Here is a 19,803-nt window from a genome sequence, read left to right as displayed (position 1 = left end):
CGCGTCAGCAAGCGCCTCGGCGGCTGGCATCGGGGTGGCGATCTGACTCATCCAACCATTGTTCCACGGCCAAGGCGCGGGGCGGCTTTCAGGGCGCCAGCGTCGGGATCTGCAGCACCGCAAGCTGTGCTTCCAGTTGCGCGATGGACTTCGGCCCCCGGTCCCCAAAGCGCGTGAACCATGGGCGGCTGGCAATGTCCGGCACTTCCAATCGGTCGCTGTCTGCGGTCAGCGGGAGGCGGGAAGGATCGCCATCGAAATCGTCCGCCGTGTGGTGCAGGTTGTTGCGCAGTGCAGCCAGTTGGTCTGCCGACATGCCGTTGATCCAGTTGACCAGCTTCTGCTGTTGCTGTGGGTCTTCCAGCTTCATGCCCTTGAGCTGCGCGTAGCGGCTGAGCAGTGGCACCACGCTGTAGCCTTCCCCGCTCTGGTCGGTCAGTGCGCGGGCACCTTGCTCGGTCAGGCCGGCGTGCTGCAGAAAGCGCATGGAGGTGCCGCCGTCGCTGTCTGGCTCGTGTTTGCGCGACTCTTTCACCCCGCCCCAGATCGCCAGCCCGGCAGCCGAGATGCCCACCAAAGCCAGGCCCGCCCAACCGACCGGCCCGGTGAACAGCGCGGCCATCACACCCCCGGCGGCGCCTGCGCCGTAGAGCCCCGCGCTGGTGTAGTCGCCGCTCTGCGCGGACTCGGCGGCAGACCACAGATCGAACACGGCCATGCCCGCGCCCAGCAGGCGGCCCACCAGCGAGGACCCCGCCTTGCCCAGCACCGAAGCCTCGTCCAGCTTGCCCATGCCCACGGCCAGCTCCAGGCCCTTTTGCGTCATGCCAAGGCCGTCGCCCGTCAGCTTGCCAGCTTTTCAGCGACGGGTCGTTCACCACAGCGGTGGCAGACGCCATCATGCCCACGCCGCCAAGCAACATGCCAACTCCGCGCAGCACCTGCCCCGAGACGGTGCTCTTGTCGAACGCCTTCAGGCCTCGCTTCGAATCTGCCGGGTCAAACCCCAACCGGCCTTCGACTTGGTCTCCGATGGCTTCCAGCTCGGTATTGAGCGTGCGCATCTTGCGCGCGATATCGTCGGCGCTGTCGCCGGCGCTGGGCATCGACTTGGTCAGGGCATCTGTGGCCTGGTCCATCTCCTTGGTCGACACACCCAAAAGTTGCGCGAGGTTCGAGTTGCGCAGCTTGCTGACGGCGTCGCGCGTCTTTTGCACGCTGGCCGGGTCGTTCGGGTTGAAGGTCTCCAGTTCGCTCAGCACATTGCGCTTCACGAACTGCGTGGTCAGGTCTGTCAACAGCTTGCGGCCGGTGTCCAGCAGTTTGGCCGAGCCCTTCACCGTGGGGTCGGCAAAGAAGGCCAGTAGGCGATCGCCCTGCACGCCTTTGAGCAGCTCGGGGTTTTTCTCCCACGCCGTGTTGAGGGCCAGGCTGCTGGCCGGGTCGTTCAGTGCGGCGGTCAGCGCTTCTTCTCGCCCCGGCGTACCCGCGGGCAACTGCTGCAAGGCCAACAGTTGCTTTTGCAATGTCTCGCCCTGCGCCGCCAGCGTGTTCTGGAACTCCTTGCCCTTGGCGTCCCAGTCTGGGCCTTTTTCCTTCGTGTAGTCGGCAATCGCTTGCTGCAATTGCTCCGGCGTCATCGCGCCGCCGTGGTTCTGCACCAGCCAGCCCAGCTCATCGACGTGCGCGCTGTATGCCTTGGCCGTATCGGCGATCTGGGCGCAGTACCCGGCCGCGCCGTCGTAAGCCTCTTGCAGCACGGTGGCCGCATCCACCTTGGCGTGTTTAGCCAGCGCCACCGCATACGCGGGGCTGCCGCCGCCCGACACATGCAGGCGAATCGCATCGCGGGTATACAGCCCCAGCTGGGCGACCTTGTCCAGGTTGGCCTGGCCTGCGGGCGTGTCGGCGCCGCGGTCCAGCACCTTGAGCAGGTTGGCCATGCCTGCCTGCCCCAAGGGCTGGCCGCTGACTTCGGCGCGGTAGTCGTTGACGTACTTCTCAAGCGTTGGAATGGCTTCGCCGGTCAGCTGGGCAGCCAGCGCCGGGTCCACCCCCTGGGTCAGCTGCTCCAGCCGCTCCATCGTCACGGCGCCGGGCGCCTGCTGGCCTGCGGCGTTGAATTCCTCTCGCGCCTTTTCGTCGGCTTGGCTTGCGCTGCCACCAGCCAGCGGCTCGGTGGCCCACGCCGCCGCGTCCTGGAAGAACTTCTTGCCGCCTTCGCCGTTCAGCACGGCATCGCGCACTTCTGGCGGCGCGCCCTTGAGGCGCTGATTCAGCTCGGCCACCTGCTTGGGCACATCGCCTGCACCGCGCGCCTGCTGGATCAAGGTCTGCGCCTGGCCGGCGGGGCTGGCGCGAAAGCGGTCGCCCGCGAGGCTGGTCAAGGCGCCCTCAAGGCGCTGCGTGGCCAGCGGGTCGGACTGGTAGCGCTCCTTGATCTGCTGGCCAGCCCTTTGATAGTCGTCCTCGGTCGGCTTGGTGCCACTCGGCAGCGCGCCTTTCACGCGTTCGTCCAACTCGCCCTGCACCGCCGTCTTGAGCTTGTCGGTGGCGTGCTGAACACCCTGGTACACCTCGGTGCGCACGCCGCCGTTTGTGCCGGAGGGCAATGCGTCGTAGGCCTTTTGCGCGCGCTCAAGCTCGGCCGCCGCGTCGTCGGTGCCTTGCACCTTCTGCTCCAGCGGCGTCGCGGGCCGTTCGGCAGGCACCCATAGTTGCTGCCCCACGCGGATGCGATCGGGGTTGGGAATGCGGTGGCGGTTGGCGCCGGCGATGTCCTGCACATTGACGCCCGGGTGCTCGCGCGCCAGCTCGGCCAGCGTCTGACCCGGCTCGACCACGTCGGGCGTCGGCTCGCGCCCATAGTCGGCGCCCAGCGGCACGTTGATCTTCTGGCCAATCTCCAGCTGGTCCGGCCCGCTGAGCTGCGGATTCGCCGCCTGCAGCAGGGGCACCGTGGTCTGGTAGCGGCGCGAAACCTCAGTCAGCGTTTCGCCTTGTTCCACCTCGTGCACGACGTACCGCTCTGGCGGCGGGACTTCCGTCTTGCCCTGGTGCAGATCAGGTTGCCGCACGGCTGGGTCCACGTCCTTGCGCGGTGGCGGGGGCGGCGATGGTGGCGCAGGGGTTTGCTTGACAGGAACTTGCGTGACGGTCGGGCCCATGGCGGCTTCCCAGGTTAAGACACGTACTGCGCCAGCTGCGCGGTGCGCCTCGTCCGTCGCACTGGCAAGGCAGCGGCGGATGTCGAGGCTTTCAGTCTAGGAAGAACGGCCGTGGTTCGTAAGCTGGTGCCGTTCCCATTGGGATCGTTACCAGCCTATTCGTCATCACACTGTCATGAACCGGTGGAGCGCATTGCGCACTCGACCGGAGATGCTGCGAGTTGCTTCACTATCCATAGCACCCAGCGCCCGTTCAGCAAGCGCCAGAGGCATAAATCATGGGGAAATCCGCCGACTGCGCCCCGGCGCCAGGCAAGCTGGCGCGCCCTATCCCCTCACTGCCCGAACGGGCGCTGCTGCGCGCCAGCGGAATGCCCCGCGCCGCAGGCGCCCGCTCATCAAACGCCCATGCCCGGAACACCCGCGCGGCTGCTCATGCCCAGGCGGTCAAACAGCGCGCGGTCGGCGGCCACGTCGGGGTTGCCGGTGACCAACAGCTTGTCACCGTAAAAGACCGAGTTGGCGCCCGCCAGGAACGCCAGCGCCTGCACTGCGTCGCCCTGCTGCTGGCGGCCGGCCGACAGGCGAACGCGGGCGGTGGGCATGGTGATGCGGGCGGCAGCAATCACGCGCACCCATTCAAAGGGATCCAGATCGGGCTGCTGGGCCAGCGGCGTGCCCTCCACCTTGACGAGGTGGTTGATGGGCACGCTTTCGGGGTATTCCGGCAGGTTGGCCAGCTGGGCGATCAGCCCTGCGCGGTGGCGGCGGCTTTCGCCCATGCCGACGATGCCGCCCGAGCACACCTTGACCCCCGCGCCGCGCACGCGCTCCAGCGTGTCCAGCCGGTCTTGGTAGTCGCGCGTGCTGATCACCTCGCCGTAGAAATCCGGTGCGCAGTCGAGGTTGTGGTTGTAGTAGTCCAGCCCCGCGTCGCGCAGGCGCTCTACCTGGCCGTCGGCCAGCATGCCCAGGGTGACGCAGGCTTCCAGGCCCACGTCTTTCACCGTGCGCACCAGCTCGGCCACGGCGTCGATGTCGCGGTCTTTCGGTGCGCGCCAGGCGGCGCCCATGCAAAAGCGCGTGGCGCCCGCATGGCGCGCCGCCTCGGCCGCGGCGCGCACTTCACCGCTGGCCATCAGCTTCTCAGCCTTCACGCCGGTGTCGTAATGCACCGATTGCGGGCAGTAGCCGCAGTCTTCCGGGCAGCCGCCGGTCTTGACCGACAGCAGCGTGGCCAATTCCACCTCGTTGGGGTCGAAGTGCTGGCGATGCACCTGCTGCGCCTGCCACATCAAGTCGTTGAAGGGCAGGTTGAGCAGCGCCTCGATCGCATCCACGCTCCAGCGCTCGGCGCCCGCCGCCGCAGGCGCGGCTGAAGGCGCTACGGGGCGGCGCGGATGAAGGGTGATGGGGTGCTCCAGCGAGTCGGCGGTGGAAATCATGGGTAGATGCTCCTAGAGAAAAGCGTTCAGATCAGAGGGCGCTCGCCGCTTTCCAGCGACAGCAGCCATTGCTTGCGCGGCAGTCCGCCGCCGTAGCCCGTCAGTGTGCCGTTGCTGCCGATCACGCGGTGGCAAGGCACGATGACCGACACCTTGTTCTGCCCATTGGCGGCCGCCACCGCCCGCGTGGCCGTGGGCTGGCCGATGCGCTGCGCCTGCTGGCCGTAGCTGCAGGTGTGGCCGTAGGGAATGGCCAGCAGCGCCTGCCACACACGCAGCTGAAACGGCGTGCCAACCAGGTCCAGCGGCACGTCGAAGCGCTGGCGCTGGCCGGCGAAATACTCGGCCAGCTCGCGCCCCAGCTGCTCGGTCAACGCGTTGGCACCGGGGCGGGCAGGCGCCCCGCCGCGCGCGGCTTGCACCTGCGCCTGCTCGCGCGCCACGCCGCCCTGCCCCACGAATTCCAGCAGACACAAGCCGGCGGGCGAGGCAATGGCCAGCATTTCGCCCAAGGGGCTGGCGTAGCGGTGTTCAATCAAGGGCATGGCGGACTGGTTGGCAGGAATCGGGCCAGGGCGCCAGTGTGCCTGGGTCAGTCTTCGATGCCGCGCTGCGCGGGCACACCGGCCTTGAAGGCGTGCTTGATCAGCGTCATCTCGGTCACGGTGTCGGCCAGCTCGATCAATTCCGGCGGGCAGCGGCGGCCGGTCAGCACCACGTGCACGTCCTTCGGGCGCGTGCGCAAGGTGTTCAGCACGTCGTCCAGCGGCAGCCAGCCGTAGATCAGCGGGTAGGTGATTTCGTCCAGCGTCACCATGAAATGCTCGCCCGACAGAATGCTGGCCTTGGCCTTTTCCCAGCCGTCGCGCGCCAGCTGCGCGGAGTGGTCCAGGTCTTTGCTCTTCCAGCTGAAGCCATCGCCCAAGCCTTCGATGGGAATGCCCAGCTGCTCGAACATGCGGTGTTCACCAAAGCGCGCGCTGGGCACCTTCATGAATTGGTAGATCTTCACCGACTTGCCGCGCCCGTGCGCGCGCAGGGCCAGCCCGAAGGCGGCGGTGCTCTTGCCCTTGCCATCGCCGGTGTGCACGATGACGAGGCCGCGCCGCTCGCCCTCGGGCTTGGGTGTGGTGCGTTCAGTGGGGGCGTTTTCGATCTGCATGGGTGTGTGCCTCAGTCGGGTTGAAAGACCCAATGGCCGGTGGAAAAGTCATACGACCAGGTGTCAAAGCCGCTCCAGGCGCTGCGGTAGAACAGGTGCGGCTGGTCGTTGGAATACAGGTAGTGCGGCGCCGCCAAACCGCGCGGCCGGGCTTGCCCCGCCACCGCTTGGTCCGCGGATTCAGTCGGCATAGCCAACGGCCTCTGCAGCCGGATGAGGGTGCGGCGTCATGACAGTCAGCGTGCCCGGGCGGGCGGCCGCGGCGTCGCCTCGGGCAGCGCGACCCATTGGTCGCCCACCTGGTGCACGCTGACGCGCTCGTCAAACGCCGCCTGCAGCGCGCGGTGGGTGTCTGCGCTGGCGCAGGCGCCGTGGTGCGCGATGGCGCCGTCTTTCACGATCAGCAAGTCGTCGGCCTGCAGGGCCATGCCCAGCTCATGCAGCACGCTGACCACGGTGCCGCCCGCAGCCACGTGGGCGCGCACCACGCCCAGCCAGTCGGCCTGGTGGGGCGGATCGAGGTGCGCCAGGGGTTCGTCCATCAGCCAGATGGGCGCCTGCACGGCCAGCAGGCGCGCCAGCAGCACGCGCTGGCGTTCGCCGCCCGACAAGGCGCCCAGGCGCCGATCGCGCAAGGGCCAGACCTGCGTGGCCTCCAGCGCGGCGCGGGTGGCGGCGTGGTCGGCGGCGGAAGGCGGCGCCAGCCAGGCGCGGTGCGGCAGCCGCCCCAGCAGCGCCACGTCGTAGGCGCGCAGGTCTTCGGCACCGGCCTCGGTCTGGCCCAGCCAGGCCAGCTGGCGGGCACGTTCGCGCGCCGGCCATTGCCCCAGCGGCCACCCGGCCAGCGTGACGGGCCCCTGCGTGTGCAGCAGGCCGGCCAACACGCGAAGCAAGGTGGATTTGCCCGCGCCGTTGGGCCCGACGATGGCCGTCCAGCGGCCCGCGGGCAGCACCAGCGCCAAGGGCCCCAATACGGGGTGATTTCCGATGCTGGTGCCCGCTGATTGAGCGCCAACAGCTATGTTTTTCGCAGCAGGCAAGGTCATGATTGCCCCGCGCGCGTGCGGCGGTACATCAGCCACAGCAGGTAGGTGCCGCCCAGCACGGCGGTCAGCACGCCCACCGGCAGCTCTTGCGGAGCGATGACCACGCGCGCAATGATGTCGGCCACCGACAGCAGCAAGCCACCGGCCAGCGCCGACAGCAGCAGCAGCGGCCCGTGTGTAACGCGCACCAGGCTGCGCACCAGGTGCGGCGCCGCCAGGCCGACGAAGCCGATCAGCCCCGCCTGCGCCACCGCCGCCCCGGTGCCCAGGGCCAGCACGGCCACCAGCACGGCGCGCAGCGGCGCCAGCGGCAGGCCCAGGCTTTGCGCGGTGGCTTCGCCCAGGCTCAGGCCGTCCAGCACGCGGGCCGATGCAGCGGCCACCAGCAGCAGGGGCACCAGCACCAGCGCCAGCAAGGCGCAGGCGTTCCAGCCCAGCAAGCTGGTGTTGCCCAGCACAAAGCCCAGCATGCTGCTGAGCACGTCCGGCACCGCCAGGGTGACCAGGTCTTTCACCGCCCCCAGCACATAGCCCACCACCACGCCCGCCAGCAGCAGGCGCAGCGTTTGCTGCACGCCTTGCGCCAGCAGCAGCGTGAGCAGCACGCCGCCCAGCGCGCCCAGGAAAGCCGCGCCGGTCATGCCCATCTTGAGCAGCCAGCTGGCCGATGACACCGGCGCGCCCATCAGCGCCAACAGCAGCGCCACGCCCAGCACCGCGCCCGAGGCGCTGCCCAGCAGAAACGGATCGGCCAGCGGGTTGCGGAACACGCCCTGCGCCACCGCGCCCGACAGGCCCAGCAGCGCGCCCGTCAGCCAGGCGCCCAAGGTGCGCGGCAGGCGGATGTCCATCACGATCTGCCACGCCACCGGGTCTTGCGCGGCGCGCCACAGCGCATCCAGCCCGGTGCTGCCCACGCTGGCGCCCAGCGCGATGGCCAGTGCCGACAGCACCACCAGCGCCGGCCCCAGCCAGCGGCGGCGCAGCCGCTGCGCGTGGCCTTCGGCAGCGGCTTGGTTGGGGCGGCCAGGCACGGCGCTCATGGGGTCAGTTGGCATGGGGCGCAAGCGGGCCCAACGAAGATCGGGCGACCTGTCCGTTCACAAACGCGCACGCAAAGACGCTCAACGCGCCCCCTCGCGCGGGCCACGCAAGCCCTTTTCCACCGCGCAGCGGGCCATCAGGCGGGCGGCCTCGGCCATGCGCGGGCCGGGGCGCACCAATATGTCCACCTCGTCGGGCGAGAAGACGCACATGCGCTGCTCGCGCAAGGCGCGCAGCTGGTTCCAGCCCGGGCGGGCGACCAGCTCGCGCACGCTGCGGGCGCCCACCATGATCAGATCTGGGTCGGCGCGCACCACCAGTTCGGGGTTGATGCGCGGAAACGGCCCCAGCTCTGGCCCGATGATGTTGGCCAGGCCCAGCCGGGCCAGCATCTCGCCGATGAACGACTGCGGCCCCGCCGCGTGGGGGCCACCGGCGGCTTCAAAGTACACGCGCTGGCCGCGCAGGCTGGGCGGCACCGATTGCGCCGCCGCTTCGACGCCCGCGTCCAGGTTGCGCAGCACGCGCTCGGCTGTGTCCAGCTGCAGCGCCGTGGCCAGCCGCGTGGTGACCTGGCGCACCTGGGCGGAGGTGCGCGGCTCCATCTGCAGCACGCGCAGGCCCAGGCCGCGCAGCCGGTCCGCAGCGCGGCTGGACACTGAAATCAGCACCAGATCGGGCTTGAGGGCGACGACCGCCTCCACATTCGGGTCCAGCCCGCCGCCCACCTGCGGCAGCTTCTTGACCATGGCGGGCCAGTTGGAATAGCGGTCCACCCCCACCAGGCGCTCGCACGCGCCCAGCTCGCACAGCGTTTCGGTCAGCGAGGGCAGCAGCGACACCACGCGCAGCGGCGGGTGGTCGAAATGCACCGTCTTGCCGGTGTCGTCGGTCACCTCGTAGGCCCAGGCGGGTAGGCAGACCAGGCAAGCCATCAGGCAGGCGAACAGCCAGCGCTTCATGTCGATCCTTTCAAGCACAGCGGCAGGCCCGCCGCCATCAACGTCACGCGGTCGCAGGCGGCGGCCACGCCTTGGTTCAGCATGCCCAGCGCATCCACGAACTGGCGCACCTCGCGCCCCAGCGGAATCACGCCCAGCCCGATTTCGTTGCCGACCAGCACCACAGGCCCGGCGGCGCCCGCCAGCGCTTCAAAAAAGTGAGCTTGCTGCGCAGGCCAGTCGGGCGCTGGCGCCTTGTTTGGCTCAGCATCTTCGGCGGTGTACGGCATCAGCCAATGCGTCAGCCAGAGTGTGAGGCAATCGACCACCACCAGCGTATCGGCCTGCGACAGCGCCGCCAGCGCGGCGGCCAGGTCGCGCGAGGCGTGCGCGGTGCGCAAGGCGGGCACGCGCAGCGCGCGGTCTTGCTGGTGGCGAAGAATGCGCGCACGCATCTCGTCGTCGTGCGCCTCGGCCGTGGCGATCAGCACCGCCTGGTGCCCGGCGTCGGCCGCCAGCCAATCGGCGGCCAACTCTTCGGCGCGGCGCGATTTGCCGCTTTTCTGGCCACCCAGGATGAGTTCGCGGCGGGCGAAGCGGGCGGTGGCTGTCACGGCGCGCCCCCGTCGCACGCGCCCGGTGGCGCCCCCAGCGAAATCGCCCACTACAGGTTTCATAGCTGCTCGCGCAGTCTGAATGGGCGCCGGAGGGCGATTGGGCTCATCAACGATCAGAACCGGGGCGTCCAGCGCAGGCCCAGGTAGAAGGTGCGGCCGGCGGTGGCGTAGCCACGCGCGAGTTGGTAGTCGCGGTCACCGATGTTGTCGATGCGCGCCAGCAGCGTCCACTCGCGCGCCAGCGTGGCGGTGGCGTACAGGTTGACGGTGCCGTAGCCGGCCAGCTTGTTGGTGTTGGCCGCGTTGTCCCAGCGCTTGCCCACGGCCTGCCATTCGGCGCCCAGCGTCCAGTCGCCCACGCGGGTGTCGGCGTTCAGCTTGAGCAGTTGCTTGGCGCGGCGGCCCAGGGTCTTGCCGGTCTTGGCGTCTTTCGGGTCCTGCAGGTCCAGCGAGCCGCCCAGGTTCACGCCGCCGAACTTGTGCGCGCCAGAAATCGTCACGCCGCGCAGCTTGGCGCGGCCCGTGTTTTCATAGCAGCCAAACGATGACGAACATACGCCGGCGGACCCAAAGGTGATCAGGTTGCGCACCTTGTTCTGGTAGGCGACCACGCCAAAACGGCTGCCGCCTTGGGCCCATTGCAGGCCCAATTCCATATTGCGGGCTTTTTCGGGCTGCAGCGCGGGCTGGCCGTATTCGCTGAAGCGCTGGTACAGCGTGGGTACGCGGAAGGCGGTGCCCACCGCGGCCGTCACGCGCCAGCCAGGCGCGAAGCCGTAGCCGTAGGCCACGCCGCCGGTGCTCTGGCCGCCGAATTCGCTGTCGCGGTCGTGGCGCACATTGACCTGCAGCGTGTGCGCGCCTTGGGTGAAGCCGTAGCCCAGCGCGATCGCGTTCTGGTGGCGGCCCTGGTCGATGGGGCTGTTGGTGAGGTGGTCTTCACGGCGCTCCAGCGCGGCAGTCACCAGATGGGCGCCCGAGCGCCATTCGTTCTGGAACAGGTAGTTGCGCAGCGTGGTTTCGGTGCGGTAGGGGTCGGGCGTGGTTTCGTAGCGCTGGCGCGACTCGTTGACCGACAGGCGCGTGCTGTAGTTCTTGGTCCACTGCGCGGCCCAGGCGGCGCCGAGGGTGCCCAGGCGGTTGTCGCCCACGTCGTTCTGACCCGCTTTGAACCCGTCGTACTGCGCCTTCACGCGGCTGTAGGTGCCGCTGGCTTCCAGGCGGTGCGCGTCGTTCAGCTGCACGCCCACGCGGCCGGTGACGCCGCTGTCGCGGTAGCCGTCGCGGTCAGGGTTGGCAGCGGGGCGGCTGTTGAAGCCGGTGCTGCGCGCATGGCTGAAGCCCAGCGCGTAGTCCACCGCGCCGTTCTTGCCGCTGAAGCCGGCTTCGGCCTTGCGCGTGCCCTGGTTGCCCACGCCGACGCCCACATAAGGCGTGAACGGGCCTTCGCCCTTGCGCGTAAAGATCTGGATGACGCCCGCAATGGCGTCCGAGCCGTACACCGCCGCCGCAGCGCCGCGCACGATCTCGATGCGGTCCACCTGCGCCAGGTTGATCGATTCCCACGGCGCGCCGCCGGTGGATTGCGTGTCCACCCGCACGCCGTCGATGTACACGGCCGTAAAGCGCGTTTCGGCGCCGCGCATGTACAGGCTGGTGGTGGTGCCGGGGCCGCCGTTGCGCGACATCTCGATGCCCGCCTGGCGTTGCAGCAAGTCAGACACGTTGACGGCGCCGCTGCGTTCAACCTGCTCGCGGTCGATCAGCGTGACATCGGCCAACACATCGGTCAAGGGCTGCGCGACGCGGGTGGCCGTGACCACCGTGTCGGGCAGGCTGGGCGCGCTGGCTTGCGCGACGAGCACGGCGTCAGAGGGAACGGCAGAGGTCTGGGCCAACACGGGCAGCGCGCAGGACAAAGCCAGCGGCAAGGCTGCCAGCCGGAAACAGGGCAAACGGTGAATCATGGGATGGGCACGAGAAACACGCCCCTGCCAGCTTCCCCGCCGGCCTATGGGGCAAAACACGGGGCACTCCCCCGCGTTGCCGCAGGCGCGCACTCCCTCCTTGTTGGCCGGTATCCGGGCTGGCGAAGGTCACTTCCGGCACTCGCCTTCCCGGTGGCGCTGCGGATGGCAGCGCGCCAGTGGCTGTGTGAGGCAGAAGCCAGTGCGCCAGCTTCGTGAAAATGAAGCCAGCCACCGTTCGCTTACCGTTGCGGGGGCAGCGCAGGTTAGGCTTGGCGCGCGATGCGCTGGCGCCCTCCTGCTTCCCGTTGAACTGCGCGGGTGTGAACCACCGCACGCGAGCACCAACGAAAGCGATTGTAAGTGCAGCCCCGCCGCGGCCCGGCTATTCACCCGCCTACAATGGCCCCACCTGCCCCGAGCCGCATGCGCGCACATGACGACCCCGCCCCTGATAGAACAGATTGCCGAACGCGTTGAACGCCTGCTCGTACGTCACGAGGAGTTGCAGCGCACCAACGATTTGCTGGCCCAGCAAATCCAGGCGCTGACACAGGAGCGCGATAGCCTCAAATCCCGCCTGCACGCAGCGCGTGCGCGCGTCGATGCGCTGATCGACCGCCTGCCCACCGGGGCCGGCGCTGGCGTGGCCCGCACCCAAAACCCCCACGGCGGCAGCGACAGTCCAAGCGAAGGCGACGTGGCATGAAGCAGATCGAAGTGAAGATCATGGGCCAGGCCTACCTGCTGGGCGCGCCCGACGGTGGCGAGGCACGCCTGCAAGCCGCGGTGCAACGCGTGGATGCGGCCATGTGCAAGATCCGCGACGGCGGCAAGATCAAGGCACGCGACCGCATCGCCGTGCTGGCCGCGCTGAACATGGCGTATGAGCTGACCGACGCGCCCCCAGCCAACGACGCGTCCGCCGGCAGCGCCGCAGCCTCTGCCGAACCCCAACCGCCCGCGCTGAGCGTGGCCGAGCAAGCCACGCTGGGCGCCCTGCTCTCGCGCCTGGACAAGGCGTTAGGCGACGACGGCCGGTTGATCTGAAGAAGGCGGCGTGCGCAACACACCATCGAGGCTGACGTGCATCACAGCGCTGAGGCGCGAAACGCCAAGCCTGCGATGCCATTTCAGTGTGCAAAGCGCCTGCGAACCAGCGCCGATTCACTTAAAATAGCCCCTGTCTGCGGTGCACGCCGGGCTTTATATTTCCTTGAACCAATGCTCATTGAGCACGGGCTTGGAACATTGTCTGGCCAGCGTGATCATCTCGCGTCAGATGAACCCAAGGCCAGTACTGACCTCGCCCACCTGAACCCCCGGTTCAGGATGACGGCTCGGTGGCATTCGCAGACACCTTATTTCCTCCCGCCTCGTCCCCCGCACGGCTTTGCTAGGTTTTCAATAGCTGCTGCCGCTTGTCGCACCTGCGCTCCGGGCCGATTGGATGCTCAAACCCGCCGGACGCTGCCGTGCCATTCGAACCCCTGATCGTTGTTGAACTGGCGCTGCTGGGCCTGGGCGCGGGCTTTCTGGCCGGCTTGCTGGGCGTGGGCGGCGGCATGGTCATGGTGCCCTTCGTCTCGGCCATCCTGGCGGCGCGTGGGGTCAATGCGGGGCTGGCGGTCAAGATGGCGATCGCCACGTCGATGGCGACCATCATCTTCACCTCGATCAGCAGCGTGCGTGCGCACCACAAGAAAGGCGCGGTGCGCTGGGACATCGTCAAGGGCCTGGCGCCGGGCATCGTGCTGGGCGGCTTGGCGGCCAGCCTGGGGGTGTTTGCGGTGCTCAAGGGGTCGGCCCTGGCGCTGGTGTTTGCCGCGTTCGTCGGGTTTTCGGCCACGCAGATGTTTCTGGACAAGAAGCCCGCCCCCACCCGCGGCATTCCGGGCACGCCGGGGCTGCTGGGCGCCGGCGGGGTGATTGGCTTTCTGTCTGGCCTGGTGGGCGCGGGCGGCGGCTTCGTGAGCGTGCCTTTCATGACCTGGTGCAATGTGCCCATTCACAACGCGGTGGCCACCAGTGCGGCGCTGGGCTTTCCTATCGCCGTGGCCAACGTGATCGGCTACGTGATCGCCGGGCAAGGCGCGCTGGGCCTGCCGCCCTATTCCCTGGGCTACGTGTGGCTACCGGGCCTGGCGGTGATCGCCTGTTGCAGCGTGCTGATGGCACCGGTGGGCGCCAAGGCGGCGCACGCGCTGCCGGTGAAAAAGCTCAAGCGGGTGTTCGCGGCGATTCTGTACGCGCTGGCCGCCTACATGCTCTACAAGGGTGTGACCGCCATCGCGTGATCGGCCGCCCGCCCGACATCAAGCCAAATGCGCCTCCAGCGCCCGCCGCACTAGCGGCAGCAGCTACTTAAACTGTAGCAATTTGATGCGCGGGCGGCACCGCACACCAGGGCGCCTGGTTGTGCACCAGGCCCATCCACAAGCCCCATGCCGACGTGCCCGCCAGCGCCAGCCCGGCCAGACGCATCGCCCACGCATCTCGCCCGTTGACGCCAAAGCGCAGCAGCAGCCAGGGCCCCAGCCACAGCGTGACGCCCGAGCCCAAGGCAAACAGTGCCATCACCATGGCGCCGGCGGGCGCGGTGCCCGCCAAGGCGGCGACCATCACCGCCGAATACAACAAGCCGCAGGGCAGCAAGGCCCACGCCACGCCCATGCCCAGCGGCGCGGCCAGGCCCGCCCGCGCCATGACGCCGCGCACGCGCGCCCACACGCGGCGCGCCCCCTGATCCAGCCAGACGGGCTGGCGTGCGAGGATCAGCAGCATCAAGCCCAGCGCGATGGCGGCCACGTGCACCATGGTCCAAAGCGGGCGCAGCGCGGCCGATTGCACCGTCAGCCAGCCCAGGCCCTGCATGGTGGCCGCGGCGAACGCGCCCAGCGCCGAATAGCCGATCAAGCGCCCCAACTGAAACAACCCGATGGCCAGCGCACTGCGCGGCGCCGCGGCCTGCCCGATGCCGGCGCAGGCCGCGCCGCACATGGCGATGCAATGCGGGCCGCCCGCCAAACCCATGAGCAAGGCGGTGACAGCCAGAGAGCTTTGCATCAGATGATTTTAGAAAAGCGGGCTCGGGCCTGGTCGGCCTGCAGGTATTTGTCGAACACCATGGCCACGCCACGCACGAAGAACCAGCCCGTGTCGGTCACCTGGATGCCCGCATCGTTCAGGGTGACGAGGCCCTGCTCCTGCATCACCGCCAGGGCCACCAGTTCCTTGGCGAAATAGGTCTTGAAGTCGATCAGGTGCGCCAGTTCGATCGATTCGTACGACAGCGCGCCTTGGCACATCAGCGCCATGATCACCGCGCGGCGCAGCAGATCGTCGCGCGTGACAGCCAGACCGCGCACGATGGGCAGTTGGCCCTGGTCCAGCGCGTCTTCATACTCCTGCAGCGTCTTGGCGTTCTGGCTGTAACTGGCGCCCACGTTGCCGATGGCCGACACGCCCAGGCCGATCAGGTCGCAATCGGGCTGGGTGCTGTAGCCCTGAAAGTTGCGGTGCAGCCGCCCCTGGCGCTTGGCAACGGCCAGCGCGTCGTCGGGCAAGGCGAAATGGTCCATGCCGACGTAGACGTACCCCGCGTCTTTCAGCGCAGCCAGTGAACGCGCGAGCATCGTCACCTTGTTGGCGGCGCCGGGCAGGTCGGCGCTCAGGATGCGGCGCTGCGGCTTGAAGCGCTCCGGCAAGTGCGCGTAGGCGTACAAGGCCACGCGATCGGGGCGCAGCTGGGCCATCTGCGCCAGCGTGCGGTCGAACGATTCCGGCGTCTGGCGCGGCAGGCCGTAGATCAGATCGACGTTGATGGATTCGAAGCCGATGCGGCGCGCCTCTTCCACCAGGGCAAACACCTGCTCGGCGGGCTGCACGCGGTGCACGGCCTTTTGCACCTGCGGGTCAAAGTCCTGCACGCCAAAGCTGAGGCGGTTGAATCCCAGCTGCGCCAGGGCCTGCAGGCGCTCTGCGTTCACCGTGCGCGGGTCTACCTCGATGGAGTATTCGCCCCCAGGCACCAGCGAGAAATGGCGGCGCAGCACGCCCATCAGTTCGGCCAACTCGGCGTCGCTGAAGAACGTGGGCGTGCCGCCGCCCAGGTGCAGCTGGCTGACGGCCTGGCCTTCGCCCAGGTGGCGCGCATGCAGCTCGATCTCGCGCGACAGATAGCGCAGGTATGGCGCGCTGCGCTCGTGATGGCGCGTGATGATCTTGTTGCAGGCGCAGTAGTAGCACAGCGACTGGCAGAACGGGATGTGCACGTAAAGCGAGAGCGGCCGGGCCAGCGCGGCGGGGCCGTCACGGCGCTGCTCCAGCGCCTGAACGTACTGCTCGGCGGTGAACGCCTCGACGAATCGATCGGCCGTGGGATACGACGTGTAGCGGGGCCCCGGCACGTCAAACCGGGTCAGCAGATCGGTGGTGATAGCGGACATTGAGGGCGAATGGACGGCCGAATCGGCGATTGAAAGGAAAAGGCGGTGTTACAACCGCTACTTTGACCGACGCACGCCCTCGCGGCCTTGACGCGGATCAACACCGGCCAAGAGCGGCGCGCACGGATTTACCCTTTGTCCTCGTCGGGAGGGCAGCATCGATTAAAATACGTTACATGTCTTTAGCGCCTCCACGCGCGCCGACACCGGCCGCATGACCCCTCAAGCCATCAAAGTCGCCTGCTCCAACTGCAATCTTCGCGAGTTGTGCATGCCGATGGGCCTGTCCGACGGCGATCTGGGCAAGCTGGATGAATTGGTAACTCTGCGCCGCCGCATCAAGCGCGGCTCTGCCCTGTTTTCGAACGGCGACAAGTTCAGCGCGCTCTATGCCATCCGCGTCGGCTTCTTCAAGACCTGCGTGACCACCGAGGGTGGGCGCGACCAGGTCACAGGCTTTCAGATGGCCGGCGAAATCATGGGCCTGGACGGCATCGTGGGCGACCGCCACACGTGCGATGCGGTGGCGCTGGAAGACGCCGAGGTGTGCGTCATGCCTTACGACCGCATCGAAGATCTGTCGCGTGACGTGCCGGCCCTGCAGACGCATGTCCACCGGATCATGAGCCGCGAAATCGTCCGCCACCATGGCGTGATGCTTTTGCTGGGCAGCATGCGCGCGGAAGAGCGCCTGGCCGCCTTCCTGCTCAACCTGGTGCAGCGCCTGCAGGCGCGCGGGTTCTCATCCAGTGAGCTGGTGCTGCGCATGACGCGCGAAGAAATCGGCAGCTACCTGGGCCTGAAGCTCGAGACGGTGAGCCGCACCTTCTCGAAGTTCGCCGAGGAAGGCATCGTCGAAGTGAAGCAGCGCCACGTGCGCATTCTGAGCAGCGATGCGCTGCGCGCTATCGTCAACACGCCTTCCTGGGCCTGATTGGCCCTGGTCGTCAGCGTGGCGACGGCGGCGTGGGTTGCGGCCTGAATCCCCCAACGCCCGATTTCAAGCTTTATCAGGCTCCAGCGCCCGCCCAATCAGCGCGGGCAGCTATCAAAATCATTGCAAAGTGTCTTTGAAGCCGTCTGGCACAGGCAGCGGCATGACGGCGATGCCTTCGTCCAAAAGCTCTTCCGTCTGCTGCGGCGTGGCATGCCCGCGGATACCGCGCGCCTCGCACTCACCGTAGTGCATTTTCCGCGCCTCTTCGGCGAAGCGCTGACCGACGTCCTCGGCGCTCGCCATCACGCGCCGCACCACGTGCAGCCACGCCGCCTGCAGCACCTGCGGAGGCAATGACGCCACGTTGTCGGCCGACCCTTCGCGCTGCACCGATGACCCAGTCGCCGCACCAGCCGATTCCGGTGTGCGCTCGCCGCTCTCGTGCCGCGTGCCCGCCGCACCCAGGTTGAGCCGCGGCGCGCTGGGAAGCTTGGTAACCGTGGGGTCGCCGCACATGGGGCAGGCCAAGAGCCCGCTGGAAAGCTGATGCTGGAAGTCGTCCTCGGACGAAAACCAGCCCTCGAACCCGTGGCCGTGCTGGCATTGAAGATTCAGGACCTTCATCTCACGCCGATGGCGGCCGTTGCCAGTCCAGCGCCCAAGCGCCGCTTTGCACGTTCTGTAGCCACAAGGCGCCAATAAGGGTCTTGGCGTCCGTCACCGTGCCGTCGCGGCACCAGCCCTGCAACTCGTCCAGCGTGGCCGCGAAGACATCCAGAAACTCGCCGGCATCAAGCTGCCGGGCACCCGCAGTCAAGCCGCGCGCAAACCAGATCTCGATGAACTCTGTGGAATAGGCAACCAAGGGATGCAGCACACCGGCGCGAGCCCATTGCGCCGCGGTGTAGCCCGTCTCTTCGCGCAGTTCGCGCTGTGCGCAAGCGAGGCCCGCTTCACCCGGGTCGAGCTTGCCTGCGGGAAACTCAATGATGGTCTGACCGACGGGGTAACGAAACTGCCTTTCCATCACCAGACGCAGGGGGCCCGCCCCGTCGTCGAGCAAGGGCACGATCATCACGGCGCCGGGGTGTACGACGTATTCGCGGGTGGTCACCGCGCCATCGGGCAATTCGACCTGGTCGCGGCAGACTTTGAGGAAATTGCCCTGCACCAGCGTTTGGCCGTCAAGACGGCGCTCCAGCAGCTTTCCGTCAGGCATTTCAACGCCCCTTGAGCAGCAGATAGCGGTAGACAAACCCCGGGAATGCGAAGGTCAGAAACAGCGCGCCGGTGACGGCGTAGAACTCCCAGCCCTGCACCTGGTTCTGCCCCAGAGCCCTTTCCATCGCCATGCCGATGGCACCGACAATGGCATACCAAAGGATGAGCTCCAGCGCGCGCCAGGCCAAGTTTTTGTGGCCGCCCGGCACCGGCAGCGCCAGCATCAGTCGCTGGCTGACGAAGGGCAAATTGGCTGCAATCAGCGCGAGCGCCAATAGAACGGCAATGGACAGACTTTGAGACACAACCGAGGCAGCGTCAGGTGCCCAGCATTTGGACGATGGCGCGGGCGCACAAAGTCATCAAGGCCCCGGGCAGGATGCCGAGCACCAACAGCATGGCGCCATTCACCGTCAACAGCGCGCGCATGTCCCAGGGTGCCTGGATTGGCGCCACCGTCGTGGGTTCGTCGAAGTACATCACCTTCACCACACGCAGGTAGGCGAAAGCGCCGATGAGCGACATGAGGACGGCAAACACCGCCAAGCCCAGATGGACCACATAGCCCGTGCTGATCAAGGCCTGCAGCACCGACAGCTTGGCCTGAAAGCCCACCAGCGGCGGAATACCCGCCAGTGAGAACAGGCAGACCGCCATGATGGCTGCAAAGAGTGGGCTGCGTTGGTTCAAGCCGGCCAGATCGCTGATTTCCTCGCTCTCGAAGCCTTCGCGCGACAGCAGCAAAATGATGCCGAAGCTGGCCAGCGTGGTCAGAACGTATGTCACCACATAGAACATCGCCGAGCTGTAGGCATTGGCCGCGCCCAGCGCTGTACCACCGGAAACGCCCGCCATCAACCCCAGGAAGATGAAGCCGACCTGCCCGATCGTCGAGTAGGCCAGCATGCGCTTCAGGTTGGCCTGGGCCACGGCAACCAGGTTACCAATCAGCAGGGAGGCGATCGCCAGCAAGCCGAACATCTGCTGCCAGTCGATGGCCAGCGGAAGCAGGCCTTCCACCAACAGGCGGATTGCCATGGCGAAGGCAGCCAACTTGGGCGCCGCGCCGATCATCAATGTGACGGAAGTCGGCGCGCCTTGGTACACATCCGGGATCCACATATGGAACGGCACAGCACCAAACTTGAACGCGACGCCGGCCACCACAAACACCAGGCCGAACACCAAAACCTGGTGCTTGATCTGGCCTGTGGCCACGGCGCGGAAAACCGCCGAGATGTCGAGCGTGCCCGTGGCGCCATAAAGCATGGACAGACCGTAGAGCAGGAAGCCGGATGCCATGGCGCCAAGCACGAAATACTTCATAGCGGCCTCGACCGAGGTCACGTGGTCACGGCGCAGCGCCACCATGGCGTAGCCGGCCAAGGTCATGCACTCCAGGCCCAGGTAGATCAGCAGGAAGTTGTTGGCCGAGATCATCACGAAGACCCCGAACAACGAGAACAAGCTGAGAACGTACCACTCACCGCCGCGAAGCATGCCACGCAGGCCAACATACGTGCGCCCGTAAACGAAGGCGACCGCCACAGCCACAGCAGAGAAGCATTTCAGCCAGTTGGCCATCTGGTCACTGACGACCAGACCGCCAAAGCCATAGATGGTCTGGCCGGCAGCGGCGTTCATCCCGGTCAGCGCAATCAACACGACCAAGGTCAACAAGGAAAGGACGTAGGCAACGATGCGCCCGCGGCTGCGGTCAAACAGGTCCAGCAAAGCGATGGCGCAAGCCATCACCAGAAGCACTACTTCTGGATAAATCGCCACCCAACTGAATTTGTCAATCATCT

Annotated in this window: 20 protein-coding genes and 1 riboswitch; of the genes, 4 read left to right on the top strand and 16 right to left on the bottom strand. The window is 67.4% G+C overall.

The features are described from left to right. Positions 1 to 47 precede the first annotated feature (47 nt). The 10 genes from C6570_RS09710 to C6570_RS09665 form a co-directional block, all read right to left on the bottom strand. A complete protein-coding gene (locus C6570_RS09710) occupies positions 48 to 3,167 on the bottom strand; it encodes a LysM peptidoglycan-binding domain-containing protein (protein WP_106703023.1) in 3,120 nt (1,039 codons plus the stop codon). A gap of 398 nt (positions 3,168 to 3,565) precedes the next feature. Then, entirely contained in the window at positions 3,566 to 4,591 is a 1,026-nt protein-coding gene (bioB, locus tag C6570_RS09705; RefSeq protein WP_425437925.1) for a biotin synthase BioB, read from the bottom strand. A 47-nt stretch (positions 4,592 to 4,638) separates the two neighbouring features. Further along, positions 4,639 to 5,157 (bottom strand): methylated-DNA--[protein]-cysteine S-methyltransferase, encoded by a 519-nt coding sequence (locus C6570_RS09700; RefSeq protein WP_106703021.1) that lies wholly within the window; start codon positions 5,155 to 5,157, stop codon positions 4,639 to 4,641. 47 nt (positions 5,158 to 5,204) lie between these two features. After that, a complete protein-coding gene (cobO, locus tag C6570_RS09695; RefSeq protein WP_106703020.1) occupies positions 5,205 to 5,774 on the bottom strand; it encodes a cob(I)yrinic acid a,c-diamide adenosyltransferase in 570 nt (189 codons plus the stop codon). An 11-nt stretch (positions 5,775 to 5,785) separates the two neighbouring features. After that, positions 5,786 to 5,965: a hypothetical protein gene (locus tag C6570_RS09690; RefSeq protein WP_106703019.1), complete on the bottom strand. Its 180-nt coding sequence runs from the start codon at positions 5,963 to 5,965 to the stop codon at positions 5,786 to 5,788. A gap of 45 nt (positions 5,966 to 6,010) precedes the next feature. After that, the gene (locus C6570_RS09685; RefSeq protein WP_106703018.1) at positions 6,011 to 6,820 is read right to left on the bottom strand and encodes an ABC transporter ATP-binding protein; all 810 of its coding nucleotides are present in this window, start codon (positions 6,818 to 6,820) and stop codon (positions 6,011 to 6,013) included. After that, complete coding sequence (locus tag C6570_RS09680; protein WP_211297583.1) at positions 6,817 to 7,863, bottom strand: FecCD family ABC transporter permease; 1,047 nt, start codon at positions 7,861 to 7,863, stop codon at positions 6,817 to 6,819. The genes C6570_RS09685 and C6570_RS09680 overlap by 4 nt, the downstream gene beginning before the upstream one ends. An 81-nt stretch (positions 7,864 to 7,944) precedes the next feature. Then, positions 7,945 to 8,826, bottom strand: coding sequence for an ABC transporter substrate-binding protein (locus C6570_RS09675; protein ID WP_106703016.1), 882 nt, complete (start codon positions 8,824 to 8,826; stop codon positions 7,945 to 7,947). After that, complete coding sequence (locus C6570_RS09670) at positions 8,823 to 9,482, bottom strand: bifunctional adenosylcobinamide kinase/adenosylcobinamide-phosphate guanylyltransferase (protein WP_106703015.1); 660 nt, start codon at positions 9,480 to 9,482, stop codon at positions 8,823 to 8,825. The genes C6570_RS09675 and C6570_RS09670 overlap by 4 nt, the downstream gene beginning before the upstream one ends. Before the next feature lie 53 nt (positions 9,483 to 9,535). Beyond that, positions 9,536 to 11,389 (bottom strand): TonB-dependent receptor domain-containing protein, encoded by a 1,854-nt coding sequence (locus tag C6570_RS09665; protein ID WP_106703014.1) that lies wholly within the window; start codon positions 11,387 to 11,389, stop codon positions 9,536 to 9,538. An 88-nt stretch (positions 11,390 to 11,477) separates the two neighbouring features. After that, a riboswitch (cobalamin riboswitch) is annotated at positions 11,478 to 11,753 on the bottom strand. A gap of 72 nt (positions 11,754 to 11,825) precedes the next feature. On the opposite strand from C6570_RS09665, the gene C6570_RS09660 reads away from it, so the two are divergent. From C6570_RS09660 to C6570_RS09650, 3 genes are all read left to right on the top strand, one after another. Next, positions 11,826 to 12,098, top strand: a complete 273-nt coding sequence (locus C6570_RS09660) for a restriction endonuclease subunit S domain-containing protein (protein WP_245896151.1) — start codon at positions 11,826 to 11,828, stop codon at positions 12,096 to 12,098. Next, on the top strand, positions 12,095 to 12,439 hold the full coding sequence (locus C6570_RS09655) for a cell division protein ZapA (RefSeq protein WP_106703013.1): 345 nt from the start codon (positions 12,095 to 12,097) through the stop codon (positions 12,437 to 12,439). Before C6570_RS09660 ends, C6570_RS09655 begins: the two co-directional genes overlap by 4 nt. A 425-nt stretch (positions 12,440 to 12,864) precedes the next feature. Then, on the top strand, positions 12,865 to 13,686 hold the full coding sequence (locus C6570_RS09650) for a sulfite exporter TauE/SafE family protein (protein ID WP_106703012.1): 822 nt from the start codon (positions 12,865 to 12,867) through the stop codon (positions 13,684 to 13,686). 67 nt (positions 13,687 to 13,753) lie between these two features. On the opposite strand, the gene C6570_RS09645 is transcribed toward C6570_RS09650, so the two are convergent. Together C6570_RS09645 and hemN are read right to left on the bottom strand one after the other, a co-directional pair. Continuing rightward, on the bottom strand, positions 13,754 to 14,455 hold the full coding sequence (locus tag C6570_RS09645; protein WP_106703011.1) for a sulfite exporter TauE/SafE family protein: 702 nt from the start codon (positions 14,453 to 14,455) through the stop codon (positions 13,754 to 13,756). Beyond that, positions 14,455 to 15,837 carry an oxygen-independent coproporphyrinogen III oxidase gene (gene hemN / locus C6570_RS09640; RefSeq protein WP_106703010.1) on the bottom strand — a complete coding sequence of 461 codons (1,383 nt, stop codon included), beginning with the start codon at positions 15,835 to 15,837 and terminating at the stop codon, positions 14,455 to 14,457. Before hemN ends, C6570_RS09645 begins: the two co-directional genes overlap by 1 nt. Before the next feature lie 214 nt (positions 15,838 to 16,051). Between hemN and fnr the strand changes: the two genes are divergently transcribed. Further along, positions 16,052 to 16,771: a fumarate/nitrate reduction transcriptional regulator Fnr gene (fnr, locus tag C6570_RS09635; RefSeq protein WP_106703009.1), complete on the top strand. Its 720-nt coding sequence runs from the start codon at positions 16,052 to 16,054 to the stop codon at positions 16,769 to 16,771. 120 nt (positions 16,772 to 16,891) lie between these two features. Here fnr and C6570_RS09630 read toward each other — a convergent pair whose 3' ends face one another. From C6570_RS09630 to nuoN, 4 genes are read right to left on the bottom strand one after another with little or no spacing between them, the layout of a single operon-like run. Continuing rightward, positions 16,892 to 17,398 carry a DUF1178 family protein gene (locus C6570_RS09630; RefSeq protein ID WP_106703008.1) on the bottom strand — a complete coding sequence of 169 codons (507 nt, stop codon included), beginning with the start codon at positions 17,396 to 17,398 and terminating at the stop codon, positions 16,892 to 16,894. Position 17,399: 1 nt separating this feature from the next. Further along, positions 17,400 to 17,993, bottom strand: coding sequence for an NUDIX domain-containing protein (locus C6570_RS09625; protein ID WP_106703007.1), 594 nt, complete (start codon positions 17,991 to 17,993; stop codon positions 17,400 to 17,402). Position 17,994: 1 nt separating this feature from the next. Then, positions 17,995 to 18,300: a DUF2818 family protein gene (locus C6570_RS09620; protein ID WP_106703006.1), complete on the bottom strand. Its 306-nt coding sequence runs from the start codon at positions 18,298 to 18,300 to the stop codon at positions 17,995 to 17,997. Between the two features lie 13 nt (positions 18,301 to 18,313). Further along, positions 18,314 to 19,801: an NADH-quinone oxidoreductase subunit NuoN gene (gene nuoN, locus C6570_RS09615; protein ID WP_106703005.1), complete on the bottom strand. Its 1,488-nt coding sequence runs from the start codon at positions 19,799 to 19,801 to the stop codon at positions 18,314 to 18,316. Positions 19,802 to 19,803 lie beyond the last annotated feature (2 nt).

The organism is Ottowia oryzae, from assembly GCF_003008535.1.
GTDB lineage: Bacteria > Pseudomonadota > Gammaproteobacteria > Burkholderiales > Burkholderiaceae_C > Ottowia > Ottowia oryzae.
This window is presented reverse-complemented; position numbering and strand designations above follow the sequence as displayed.